A 10,843-nucleotide genomic window follows, 5' to 3' on the forward strand; every position below is an offset into this window, starting at 1 on the left:
AACTCATGCATAGCGACCAGGTGCGCATCGAAATCGACCTCGCGCGAGACCTGATCCGCGATCAGTTCCCTCAGTATGAATATCAGGAGATCGTGCCGCTCGTAACAGCAGGTACCGTCAACGCAATTTTCCGCATCGGCTCGAAATACGCCGCACGCTTCCCCTTGCGATTGATGGACCAAACCCAATGCACCATCCTGCTGAGGGCGGAAGCGGCTGCGATGGACGAACTGAAGGAATATTGCCCGTTTCCAACTCCTCAACCGATTGGGCTAGGCAGACCGAGCCCAGCCTACCCCATGCCTTGGCTGGTACAGAGTTGGATAGAGGGCGAAACGGCGATGCCCAACGGGCTGAGCGGCTCGACAGCCTTCTCACTCGATCTTGCTCGTCTCGTAACCTCGCTTCGCAGGGGAGATGTGAAGGGGCGACGTTTCGATGGGCGAGGGCGGGGCGGGAACCTCTCAGATCATGACGATTGGATGGAGGTCTGCTTCTCCAATAGTGAAGACCTTCTCGATGTCGCGCGTCTGCGGCACCTATGGGCTGTCCTGCGCGAACTGCCTCCTGCAGGTTCCGAGGTAATGAGCCATAAGGACCTCATCCCGGCAAACCTCTTGGTACAAGGGGAAAGTCTGGTCGGAGTTCTTGACGGTGGCAGCTTCGGCCCAGCCGATCCGGCGCTCGATCTCGTCGTTGCGTGGCACCTACTCGACCGTGCCCGTCGGGCAGCCTTTCGCGAAGCTACTCAGGCCGGTGAGTTGGAATGGAGGCGCGGCGCCGCATGGGCTTTCCAGCAGGCGATGGGTCTCGTTTGGTACTATCGGGTGACCAATCCGACCATGAGTGCTCTGGGGCGGAGCACGATCTCTCGTCTACTTGAGGATCTCGCAGTCTAGTCCGCGAATTCGGTTTCAGTATGGCCGCATCTGGCCGGTTCGCTCCCAGCTAGGATGCCTTCTCATCCTCACCTGGCTGGATCAGCCTGCGCGCCGCATCTGCTCCTGCGGCAAGGATGCGATCCGACAAGTCCGTCCCTGCCACCGCTCGGGCCAGTTGAAGCGTGCCGATGAGGGTCGCAAAGACACCCATGGCGGCGCTTTCCGGATCCCTGGTCTGCGGAAGCGCTGCAGACAACTGGCGCACCAAAACCAGCAAGCGTTCGGTGTAGACTTCGCGCGTTTCGGGCGGCTGACGCGCGAGTTCCGGCAGCAGCGCGGCGTTGGCGCAGCCCGTTCCCGGATTATCCCGGTGCTCAGCCGACAGATACGCCGCTATGCCCATCTCCGGGCCACCGGCGGCCAATACCTCGTGCAGTTGCTGCGACTGGATCTCCATGGCCGCAACCAGGCTTTCGCGCACAAGCTCCGCCTTGGATTGGAAATGCGGATAGAAGGCTCCGTTCGTCAGCCCGGCGTCGCCCATGATGGCTGCCAATCCGGACGCGGCGATGCCGTCACCGCGAAAACGCTGGGCGGCGACCTCCACGATCCGATCGCGTGACGCGTCCTTTCGGCCCTTTTCGTAGCGCATGGCAACGTTTCCTTTCTGCTATTGCATTATGTTCGTAATTTGATATTATGATCGTAATTCAACCGCTGGCAAAAAGCTAGCCCTCATGTCTCCGGAGTATCAAATGCGTACATTTTCGGGAAGAACCGCTGTTGTGACCGGAGCCTCCTCGGGCATCGGCCGCGCCAGCGCCGAGGCCTTGGCGCGGGCAGGATATACCGTCTTCGGGACAAGTCGTGGCAAGCCCGGCAACGGTCCGACGCAGGTGTCCATGCTGAGGTGCGACGTGACCGATGGCGACTCCGTCAGCGCCCTCGTTTCAACCGTACTGGCGCAGACCGGGCGGATCGACCTCTTGGTCAACAATGCCGGCGTCGGCCTGCTTGGCGGCGCCGAGGAGTCCTCGGTTGCACAGGTACAAACCCTGTTCGACGTCAATCTGTTCGGCGTCATTCGCATGACCAATGCGGTGTTGCCGTCGATGCGGCGGCGCGGCGAAGGGCGCATCATCAACATCGGCTCGATTCTGGGATTGGTACCTGCGCCATACGCAGCTCATTATTCGGCAGTCAAGCATGCGCTCGAGGGCTATTCGGAATCGCTAGACCATGAGGTACGTGCCTTCAATATTCGCGTCTCGGTCATCGAGCCGGCATACGTGCGCACCGTCTTCGACCAGAACGGCATCGAGCCAGATTCCGTATTGAAAGAGTACGATCAGGCCCGAGCCGGGGTCGACGCGCTGCTTCGCGACGTGATGCCCAAAGCCGATCGGCCGGAAGTGGTGGCGGATGTGGTCGTCAAAGCGGCGACCGATACCCGTCCGCGACGGCGCTACACCGCTGGCAAGGCCGCGCGGCAGGTCAGCCTGCTGCGCCGCTTTGCCCCTGCGGAGATGTTCGACAAGACCTTGCGCAAGCAGTTCCGTCTGCCGGTCTGAACAACGGTGAGACGGAGAATTTCGCGCACAAACGGTACACCAACAGACATTTTCAGAAAGTCACTGCCATGAAGGCATTCGTTGTCGATAAATATAACAAGAAAGGCATTCTGCGGCTGGCCGAGATGCCGGAGCCGGAGTTGCTGGACAATGATGTCCTGGTCGAGGTCCATGCCGCAGGGGTGAACCTGCTGGATTCCAAGGTCAGGACCGGCGAATTCAAGCTCATCCTGCCCTATCGCCGGCCCTTCATCCTCGGCCACGACGTGGCTGGGAGGATTGTCAGGGTGGGCTCGAAAGTCCGCAAATTCAAACCCGGCGACGCTGTCTATGCGCGGCCGCGCGACGGTCGGATCGGAACATTTGCCGAATTCATCGCAATCGATGAAGCCGATGCGGCCCTGAAGCCCGCGAACCTCAGCATGGAAGAAGCGGCTTCAATCCCTCTGGTGGGTCTGACCGCCTGGCAGGCTCTCATCGAGAGGGCAGGCCTGAAGAAAGGCCAGAAGATCTTCATCCAGGCTGGCTCCGGCGGCGTGGGGACATTCGCCATCCAACTGGCAAAGCACCTCGGCGCGACCGTTGCGACAACGGCGAGCGCGGCGAGTGCCGACCTGGTCAAGGGTCTCGGCGCCGATGTCGTCGTCGACTACAGGAAAGACGACTTCGAGAACGTCTTGTCGGGTTACGACGTCGTCCTGAACAGCCAGGACGCCAAGACGCTTGAAAAATCCCTGAATGTGCTGAAGCCGGGCGGCAAGCTCATCTCCATTTCTGGTCCGCCGGACCCCGAATTTGCCAGGAAGCAGGGACTGAACGTGGTGCTAAGGCTCCTGCTGCGCCTGCTGAGCCGCGGTATCCGGACCAAAGCCAAGCGCCGAGGCGTGAGATTTTCGTTCCTGTTCATGTGGGCGCAAGGTGAGCAGCTGAGCAAGATCACGTCCCTCATCGAAGATGGGGCGATCCGCCCGGTTGTCGACAGGGTCTTTCCCTTTGAAGCGACCAATGAGGCGTTGGCTTACGTTGAAAAAGGACGTGCCAAGGGCAAGGTCGTCGTCAAGGTCAGATAGCGCACCCACTCGCTTCGGGGCAATCAAGTGACCCTGGGCAAAGCAGCGCAAAACGGACAAATTCGAGAACGGTTTCAGCTATCCAATTGGCCAAGACGTCAGTTGTTGCGGATTGCCACGAAACTTGCCGCGGCCTTCAGCAGGGTCGCCTGGTCGCCATAGGGTTCGAGCAATTCATGCGCCTGCGTGACCAGCCCATGGAGCTGGCTGCGCGCCCAGTTCGTGCCGTGCAGCGCCACCAGCGTCGCCTTGCCGGCGGCGGCGTCCTTGCCGGTCGCCTTGCCCATCTGGCTGGCATCGGCGGTCAGGTCGAGCAGATCGTCGGCAAGCTGGAAGGCAAGCCCGACTGCCGAGCCGAATTCGGCCAGCCGGTCGCGGTCCTGCGGGGCGGCGCCGGCAACGATAGCGCCGGCTTCGCAGGCGAAGCGGATCAGCGCGCCGGTCTTCATCGCCTGCAGCCGGATGATGCCGGCCTCGTCCGGCCTGATACGCTCGGCTTCGAGGTCGAGTGTCTGGCCGCCGACCATGCCGCCGGCGCCGGCGGCACGGGCCAGCGCCAGCACCAGGGCTGCCCTGCGCTCCGCCGGCAAGGCCGTTGCCTCGTCGGCGAGTATGTCGAAGGCGAGCGTCAACAGCGCGTCGCCCGCCAGGATGGCGGTGGCTTCGTCGAAGGCCTTGTGCACGGTCGGCTGGCCTCGGCGCAGATCGTCGTCGTCCATGGACGGCAGATCGTCATGGATCAGCGAATAGCAATGCACGCACTCGAGCGCGGCCGCCACGCGCGACGCGGCCTCGCCATCGGCACCGAAAAGGGCGGCACTTTCCATGACCAGGAAGGGGCGCAGACGCTTGCCGCCGTTCAGCACGCCATGGCGCATGGCCGCCATCAGGCGCTCCGGCCGGGCGATCTCGCCGGCAAGCGTACGGCCGTCGAGCAACAGCCTGAGTTCGATCTCGATCGCCGCCGCCCGCACCAGAAGTGCGGCTTCAAAAGCCATTTGCTCGTCTTTCGTCATGGCCGGGAGCGGTAGCCGACACTCAGACGTTGCGCAAGAAGCCTCGCGCCATTATGCCGGAGGCGGGAGACTGGCGCGGGTGGGGCGGCTTGACGGAACCGATCGTCGATCATGAAATCGAAGGGCTGGACATGGCGCGACCGAGGCGCGTGAACCGCGCCGGTCTGAAGCGCGTGGCTCGGCGCTGCCTGGTCGCCGCCGCCGTGCTGGCGGCGATACCCATTGTGCTGACCTTCCTTTACCTGCCGTCCTTCGTGCATCCGATATCGACCTTGATGGTCAAAGACCTGGCGACATTTTCCGGCTACGACCGGCGCTGGGTGTCGATCGACGATGTGTCGCCGGTGCTGGCCAATTCGGTGATCATGTCGGAGGACGGCCAGTTCTGCTTCCATCGCGGCGTCGACCTCGGCGAATTGCGCGGCGTCGTCGACGATGCGCTGGCCGGCGAGGCAACGCGCGGCGCCTCGACCATCACCATGCAGACGGTGAAGAACCTCTTCCTATGGTCGCGGCCGCTGGGCTCGGTGCGCAAGGTGGTCGAACTGCCGCTGGCCGTTTATTTCGACGCGGTGATGTCGAAACGGCGGATCATGGAGATCTACCTCAACATCGCCGAGTGGGGCCCGGGCATTTACGGCATCGAAGCGGCGGCGCAGCATCATTTCGGCGTTTCGGCCAAACAGCTGTCGCGGCGGCAGGCGGCATTGCTCGCCGTCTCGCTGCCCAACCCGATCGCCCGCAATCCGGCCAAGCCTGGTCCGGGTCTGCGGCGGCTGGCGTCGCTGATCGAGCGGCGCGCCGGCCGCTCCGGCGCCTATGTCGGGTGTTTGGACTAAGCTGCACCGATATTCAGATGAGGCCGGCCTGACCTCAAATCTCGGCATACCTTGTGGTGCCGGCAAAAAAATTCGCCGCAGTGCTGGCCAAAACGGCGCAGGGCGTGTATAGGCACCCGACTTTCTCAGATTATGGCCCTGACGCGGCCCTTTCACGAGGGCTATCGGGGCATTTTGACCATGTAGTGGAGCATATCCATGGCCGTTCCGAAACGAAAAACCTCTCCGTCCAAGCGCGGCATGCGCCGCTCGGCCGACGCTCTCAAGGCCCCGACCTATGTCGAGGACAAGAATTCCGGCGAAATGCGCCGCCCGCACCACATCGACCTGAAGACCGGCATGTATCGCGGCCGCCAGGTTTTGACGCCCAAGGAAAGCTGAGACCAGCTTTTCGAAGGTTGAATACCAAAAAGGACCGGCCATTGGCCGGTCTTTTTGCGTTTGGTGGCCGCCCGGCTGCTTCGCGCCGTTCTCTATGCCAAAGGCCGGACCATCGCTGGCGATACACGCCGCCATCGCGGTGCTGTATTGCGTTGCGTCGCCGCGATTGCGGCTGAAGTAGGCGCCTGCACCGTTGGTGGGCGACAGAGGAAACCGCATGACTAAGCTCACCACAGCGCCGCGCGACGTCTTCCAGACATTCCTGAACTTCCCGCTGGTCGAGGATCTCGATGCGCTGAAGGCCGATGTCGCCATCATCGGCATGCCTTACGGCAGTCCCTATACGATCGACGAGCTGATCAACGACCAGACCAACGCGCCGACCGCGGTTCGGCGCGCCTCGCAGCGCATCAGTCTCGGGCTCGACCGTTATGATTTCGACATTGGCGGGACCCTGTTCGACGGACAGGACGTCAGGATAGTCGATGTCGGCGATGTCCTCGGCGATGCCGCCGGCGGCCACTACGGGCGGGCCGAAGCGGCGATCCGCAAGATCCGCGCCGCCGGCGCCTTGCCGATCACCATCGGCGGCGATCACGGCATCCCGATCCCGATCTTCCGGGCGCTCGATGGCGAAGGGCCGATCACCCTGGTTCAGATCGATGCCCATCTCGACTGGCGCGACAACGTCAACGGCGTCAGGGAAGGCTATTCCAGTCCGATCCGCCGTGCTTCGGAGATGGCGCATATCGCCGAGATTTTCCAGCTCGGCATCCGTGGCCAGGGCAGCGCCCGGCTTGAGGAGGTCGAGGCGGCGCGCGCCTACGGCTCCAACATCATCACCGCCGATGAATGGCAGGACATCGGAACGGCGGTGCTGCTCAAGCGCATCCCGGATGGCGGCCGCTACTACCTCACCATAGACGCCGACGGTCTCGATCCTGCGGTGATGCCGGCGGTCGAAGGGCCGGCACCTGGCGGCATCAGCTACCGGCAGACGATCGAGCTGATCAAGGGGCTGTTCGCCAAGGGCCGCGTCGTCGGCATGGACATTGTCGAGATCGCACCGGCGCGCGACGTCAACGAGATCACATCGATGACCGCCGGCACCATCATCCTCAATGCCATCGGCGCTGCCGTGCGCACTGGGCAATTCAGGCGCTGAGCCGGGTGACACGGTTGTTGCACCCGGTCTTCGACCGTGTTCGCGGCTGTCAGCGAAAAATCTTGACGGCGTGCTTGCGGGGCATTCTACAGAAGGTGCCCCCATTGTTTACGCAATTCCGGACCGCTCACACTTTCCTGGAATTGCTAGAGGAGACGCCTGATGTTCGGTGCTATCCCGCTGCTGATCGTGCCCTTCGTGGCCTACAATCTCGGACTCCTCGGAATATTCGGCAGCGGCGACGATCCGTGGGCCACCGAGATCTTCTCGTTCCGCATGATGTCTGGCGGGGTGTTTTCGATGACGCTCGGTGACCTGATGGTGGTGATCGGGCTGATCTTCCTGTTCCTCGAAATGGTGAAATCGGTGCGCACCACGAACGCCTCGATCATGGACCATCTGTTGTCGACGCTGGTCTTCGTGGCGTTCCTGGTTGAGTTCCTGCTGGTGAAGGGCGCGGCGCACTCCGTCTTCTTCACGCTGATGGTGATCGCCCTGTTCGACGTGCTGGCCGGTTTCTCGGTCTCGATGCGGTCGGCGAGCCGGGATATCAACCTGAACTAGCCTAAGTCTCAGCCCGTATCGGCGGTGAAGCCGGCGGCCTCGATGCCGGCGATGGCGGCGGCCTCGTCATTGTCCGACGTATCGCCCGAAATGCCGACTGCGCCGATGACCGTGCCAGACTTGTCGCGGATCAGCACGCCGCCGACGACCGGCAGGACGCGCCCGCCCGAGACGTCGGAAATGCCGGCAACGAGATGCGGCCGCTCCTTGGCGAAAGCCTCGACGCGGCGCGAGCCCATGCCGATGGCGAGCGCGCCATAGGCCTTGCCGGCCGACATTTGCGGGCGCAGGAACGAGGCGCCGTCCTGGCGCTGGAAGGCGACGAGATGAGCTCCGGCATCGAGCACGGAGACGCCGAGCGGCTTAAGCTTCAGCTCGGCGCCCTTGGCGAAAGCGGCGTCGATGATTTGCTTGGCCTTTTCGAGGGTCAACACGGTCATGGCAGTCTCCTGTTCAAAACGCGTCAATCATCGGCCGGGATCACGAGACGCAAAATCCCTGTTGCGGTTGAAATTGCTTCGCGTGGGAAAGCGGAATGGCGGGCGGTCAAAGCGGCGTGCAGTTGACCGGCATCCGGCCGATATGCTCAGCCGCTCCAGTCTACCATCGACGATTGGCAATCGTCAGGCGATTTTTTTCTTGGCCCGCGCCGGCTTCTTGACCGGGGCGGCGGGGGCGTTGGCGAGGTCTTCGGCTTCTTTGGCAAGGCGCAGTGCCCGCAGCTTGTTGGTCTTGGCCTGGCGGGCGTCGGCCTCGGCGACATACTCCGCCATCGCCTTTTGCCGCACCGTGGCTGCCTCTTCCTGCTTCTTGAAACGCATATCTGCCCGGGCGCGAGCAGTATCCTTAGAGTTCTCAACCAAGAGCGTTATCCAATCCCATAAATTATGTTTTTCAGCCCCTTGATAGCAGAGCCGCCCAATAAATGGGAAAATAAGTTGGTCAGGAGGCGGCGGCCTAGAGCCGGATCACTTCAGGTCGAATCGACCTGAAGTCTGAATCCGCCTCTAAATTAAAGAAGTAGAGCATGATGTCGTCCGAAAACCGCTTCACACTTTTCGGCATCATGCTCTAGGCGGCGGTCGACGCCTTGCGAGCCACCACCGCCTCGTATCCGGCCTGCAATGTGGCACGAACGGAAGGCCGCCCCGGCACAGTGGCAGGCGTGCCCAGATGCTCGTGGCGCAGCTCGTCCATGAACTGCTCCCACATCGCCGGCCCGCCTTTTTCCAGGAGTTCGGCGCGGATCGAAAGCTCCTCGCTGACCGGCAGCCAGACGCGGCCCCAGGCGCCGAGATGGGCCATGATCGGCACCAGCGTGATGGCCATTTCGGTCAGGCTGTAGATCGCCTTCTGCTTGTGCGAGGGGTCGTCGGCCTTGGTCAGCATGCCGAGTTCCATCAGCCGTTTCAGCCGGTCGGCCAGGATGTTGGAAGCGATGCCCTCGATCGAGCCGTTGAGCAGCTCGCGAAAGTGGCGTTTGCCGCCAAAAATCATGTCGCGCAGGATGATCAGGCTCCAGCGGTCGCCGAATACTTCCAGCGACAGATTGATCGGGCATCCCGAGCGGTGTTCGGTTTTCATCCGACTCTCCCCAAAAAACTGGTTGCATTATCGTATCAGTTTTATTATCGTGCAACCGATTGCAAAACGCAATCAGTTTGAGCTTAAGCGAGGAGATCCCATGACAAAGGCCGCGGCACCCGAAATCGTTTCCCAGGCGTTTGGCGACCCCCGGGATCCAGCCGTGCTGCTGATCATGGGCGCCATGGCCTCGATGCTGTGGTGGCCGGAGGCGCTTTGCAAAAAACTTGCCGGCGAAGGCCGTTTCGTAATCCGCTATGACAACCGCGACACCGGCCTGTCGACCAAATATGCGCCGGGCGAACCGCCGTATACATTCGATGACATGGCGGACGATGCCGTGCGCGTCCTCGACAGCCATGGCATAGGGAAGGCGCATGTGGTCGGGATGTCGATGGGCGGCATGATCGCGCAACGACTGGTGTTGAAACATCCCTCGCGTGTCATCTCGCTGACGGTGATCAGCAGTTCGCCGGTGGGCATCGACACATCGCATCTGCCGGGAACGACCGAGGCCTATATGGAGCACTCGGCCGACGGCGCCAAGGTCGACTGGTCGGACCGCGACCAGGTGGTCGGCTTCGTCGTCAAGGACGCGCGCGCCATCGCAAGCACCGCGCATCCGTTCGACGAGAAGGCGATGAGGGCGTTCATTGAACGGGACTATGACCGATCCGGCGGTTTTTTGAGCGCGACCAACCATTTCATGCTGAAAGGCGGCGAGGATCTGAAAGGGCGCCTGCACGAGATCAAGGCCCCGCTGCTGGTCATCCACGGGACGTCAGATCCGATCTTTCCAGTCGAGCATGGCGCGGCTCTTGCCGATGCCATCGCCGGTGCACGGCTTGTCCGCATCGAAGGCGGTGGCCACGAACTGCATCCCCAGGATTGGGGCACGATTGCCGCAGCTATCATTGCCCATACCAAGCCCTGACAGAGGCTTGACAGGCTCCCTGCGGAAATAGCCAGCTGACATTTCTGTGTTGTCAGGCAGTGTCAACGCATTCGAAAACAAGCGAGCAAGCATGTCCCTGACGTTCCATTTCCATCCGCTGGCATCGTTCTGCTGGAAACCGCTGATCGCGTTTTACGAGAACGACACTCCCTTCACGCCGGTCATCGTCGATCTCGGCGATGAGCAGTCGCGCGCGGCGTTCCTGAAGGTTTCGCCGACCGGCAAAATGCCGGCGCTGCGTGACGATGCGCGCAACCGCACGGTGCTGGAATCGACTATCGTCATCGAATATCTCGCCGCGCACTATCCAGGCCCGGTCGAGTTCATCCCCACAGACATCGATCTGGCGCTGGCCGTCCGCCAGGCCGACCGTTTCTATGATTTCTACGTCCAGACGCCGATGCAAAAGATCGTCGGCGACAGGCTGCGGCCGCAGGACAAGACCGATCCGTTCGGGGTCGAGGAGGCGCGCGCGCAACTGCGCAACGCCTACGCGATCGTCGAGGAGGAGATGCGCTCGAAAATCTGGGCGGCCGGCCATAGCTTTACCATGGCCGACTGTGCGGCCTCGCCGGCGCTGTTCTACGCCAACAAGGTCGAGCCGTTCGGCGACAAATATCCGGCCGTGAAACGCTACCACGACCGCCTGCTCAAGCGGCCCTCTTTCGCCAGGGTGGTCGAGGAGGCGCAGCCCTACTTCAAATTCTTCCCCTACAATAACGGCTGATCTGCACGATCCCGCCTAAAGCGTGTCGCTATTAATTGGCCTCATATCCGGCAGCCTTGAAGAAGTTTCTGCATTCGGCTGGCTCGAACA

The 10,843-nt window shown here is 62.0% G+C and carries 14 protein-coding genes; 9 read left to right on the top strand and 5 right to left on the bottom strand.

Translation table 11 applies throughout. The features are described from left to right. The first annotated feature begins 5 nt into the window (after positions 1-5). A complete protein-coding gene (locus tag FJV77_RS25435) occupies positions 6-899 on the top strand; it encodes an aminoglycoside phosphotransferase family protein (RefSeq protein WP_142869336.1) in 894 nt (297 codons plus the stop codon). Positions 900-948: 49 nt separating this feature from the next. On the opposite strand, the gene FJV77_RS25440 is transcribed toward FJV77_RS25435, so the two are convergent. Further along, positions 949-1,533 (bottom strand): TetR/AcrR family transcriptional regulator, encoded by a 585-nt coding sequence (locus FJV77_RS25440; protein WP_142869337.1) that lies wholly within the window; start codon positions 1,531-1,533, stop codon positions 949-951. Between the two features lie 103 nt (positions 1,534-1,636). Between FJV77_RS25440 and FJV77_RS25445 the strand changes: the two genes are divergently transcribed. Both FJV77_RS25445 and FJV77_RS25450 read left to right on the top strand, forming a co-directional pair. Beyond that, positions 1,637-2,452, top strand: a complete 816-nt coding sequence (locus tag FJV77_RS25445) for an oxidoreductase (RefSeq protein ID WP_142869338.1) — start codon at positions 1,637-1,639, stop codon at positions 2,450-2,452. Positions 2,453-2,520: 68 nt separating this feature from the next. Next, positions 2,521-3,522 (top strand): NADP-dependent oxidoreductase, encoded by a 1,002-nt coding sequence (locus FJV77_RS25450; protein WP_142869339.1) that lies wholly within the window; start codon positions 2,521-2,523, stop codon positions 3,520-3,522. Positions 3,523-3,620: 98 nt separating this feature from the next. On the opposite strand, the gene FJV77_RS25455 is transcribed toward FJV77_RS25450, so the two are convergent. Beyond that, positions 3,621-4,538, bottom strand: coding sequence for a polyprenyl synthetase family protein (locus FJV77_RS25455; protein WP_142869340.1), 918 nt, complete (start codon positions 4,536-4,538; stop codon positions 3,621-3,623). 131 nt (positions 4,539-4,669) lie between these two features. Here FJV77_RS25455 and FJV77_RS25460 point away from each other — a divergent pair, with 131 nt between their 5' ends. From FJV77_RS25460 to FJV77_RS25475, 4 genes are all read left to right on the top strand, one after another. Further along, entirely contained in the window at positions 4,670-5,377 is a 708-nt protein-coding gene (locus FJV77_RS25460; protein WP_185970426.1) for a transglycosylase domain-containing protein, read from the top strand. A gap of 198 nt (positions 5,378-5,575) precedes the next feature. Further along, on the top strand, positions 5,576-5,758 hold the full coding sequence (gene rpmF, locus FJV77_RS25465; protein WP_008834724.1) for a 50S ribosomal protein L32: 183 nt from the start codon (positions 5,576-5,578) through the stop codon (positions 5,756-5,758). A 217-nt stretch (positions 5,759-5,975) separates the two neighbouring features. Further along, the gene (locus FJV77_RS25470; RefSeq protein WP_142869342.1) at positions 5,976-6,923 is read left to right on the top strand and encodes an agmatinase; all 948 of its coding nucleotides are present in this window, start codon (positions 5,976-5,978) and stop codon (positions 6,921-6,923) included. 162 nt (positions 6,924-7,085) lie between these two features. Further along, entirely contained in the window at positions 7,086-7,487 is a 402-nt protein-coding gene (locus FJV77_RS25475) for a hypothetical protein (RefSeq protein WP_142869343.1), read from the top strand. 8 nt (positions 7,488-7,495) lie between these two features. Here FJV77_RS25475 and FJV77_RS25480 read toward each other — a convergent pair whose 3' ends face one another. The 3 genes from FJV77_RS25480 to FJV77_RS25490 form a co-directional block, all read right to left on the bottom strand. Beyond that, positions 7,496-7,927, bottom strand: a complete 432-nt coding sequence (locus FJV77_RS25480; protein WP_142869344.1) for a heme-binding protein — start codon at positions 7,925-7,927, stop codon at positions 7,496-7,498. A gap of 183 nt (positions 7,928-8,110) precedes the next feature. Next, positions 8,111-8,308 (bottom strand): hypothetical protein, encoded by a 198-nt coding sequence (locus FJV77_RS25485; protein ID WP_246691383.1) that lies wholly within the window; start codon positions 8,306-8,308, stop codon positions 8,111-8,113. 250 nt (positions 8,309-8,558) lie between these two features. Then, a complete protein-coding gene (locus tag FJV77_RS25490) occupies positions 8,559-9,071 on the bottom strand; it encodes a helix-turn-helix domain-containing protein (RefSeq protein WP_142869346.1) in 513 nt (170 codons plus the stop codon). Between the two features lie 100 nt (positions 9,072-9,171). On the opposite strand from FJV77_RS25490, the gene FJV77_RS25495 reads away from it, so the two are divergent. Both FJV77_RS25495 and FJV77_RS25500 read left to right on the top strand, forming a co-directional pair. Continuing rightward, positions 9,172-10,005 (top strand): alpha/beta hydrolase, encoded by an 834-nt coding sequence (locus tag FJV77_RS25495; protein WP_142869347.1) that lies wholly within the window; start codon positions 9,172-9,174, stop codon positions 10,003-10,005. A gap of 91 nt (positions 10,006-10,096) precedes the next feature. After that, positions 10,097-10,753: a glutathione S-transferase family protein gene (locus FJV77_RS25500; RefSeq protein ID WP_142869348.1), complete on the top strand. Its 657-nt coding sequence runs from the start codon at positions 10,097-10,099 to the stop codon at positions 10,751-10,753. Positions 10,754-10,843 lie beyond the last annotated feature (90 nt).

This window comes from Mesorhizobium sp. WSM4306 (genome assembly GCF_007003975.1).
Lineage (GTDB): Bacteria > Pseudomonadota > Alphaproteobacteria > Rhizobiales > Rhizobiaceae > Mesorhizobium.

Coding starts and splice junctions, on each gene's coding strand:
- FJV77_RS25435 (WP_142869336.1), top strand. CDS start 6: ATGCATAGCGACCAGGTGCGCATCGAAATCGACCTCGCGCGAGACCTG.
- FJV77_RS25440 (WP_142869337.1), bottom strand. CDS start 1,533: ATGCGCTACGAAAAGGGCCGAAAGGACGCGTCACGCGATCGGATCGTG.
- FJV77_RS25445 (WP_142869338.1), top strand. CDS start 1,637: ATGCGTACATTTTCGGGAAGAACCGCTGTTGTGACCGGAGCCTCCTCG.
- FJV77_RS25450 (WP_142869339.1), top strand. CDS start 2,521: ATGAAGGCATTCGTTGTCGATAAATATAACAAGAAAGGCATTCTGCGG.
- FJV77_RS25455 (WP_142869340.1), bottom strand. CDS start 4,538: ATGACGAAAGACGAGCAAATGGCTTTTGAAGCCGCACTTCTGGTGCGG.
- FJV77_RS25460 (WP_185970426.1), top strand. CDS start 4,670: ATGGCGCGACCGAGGCGCGTGAACCGCGCCGGTCTGAAGCGCGTGGCT.
- rpmF (WP_008834724.1), top strand. CDS start 5,576: ATGGCCGTTCCGAAACGAAAAACCTCTCCGTCCAAGCGCGGCATGCGC.
- FJV77_RS25470 (WP_142869342.1), top strand. CDS start 5,976: ATGACTAAGCTCACCACAGCGCCGCGCGACGTCTTCCAGACATTCCTG.
- FJV77_RS25475 (WP_142869343.1), top strand. CDS start 7,086: ATGTTCGGTGCTATCCCGCTGCTGATCGTGCCCTTCGTGGCCTACAAT.
- FJV77_RS25480 (WP_142869344.1), bottom strand. CDS start 7,927: ATGACCGTGTTGACCCTCGAAAAGGCCAAGCAAATCATCGACGCCGCT.
- FJV77_RS25485 (WP_246691383.1), bottom strand. CDS start 8,308: ATGCGTTTCAAGAAGCAGGAAGAGGCAGCCACGGTGCGGCAAAAGGCG.
- FJV77_RS25490 (WP_142869346.1), bottom strand. CDS start 9,071: ATGAAAACCGAACACCGCTCGGGATGCCCGATCAATCTGTCGCTGGAA.
- FJV77_RS25495 (WP_142869347.1), top strand. CDS start 9,172: ATGACAAAGGCCGCGGCACCCGAAATCGTTTCCCAGGCGTTTGGCGAC.
- FJV77_RS25500 (WP_142869348.1), top strand. CDS start 10,097: ATGTCCCTGACGTTCCATTTCCATCCGCTGGCATCGTTCTGCTGGAAA.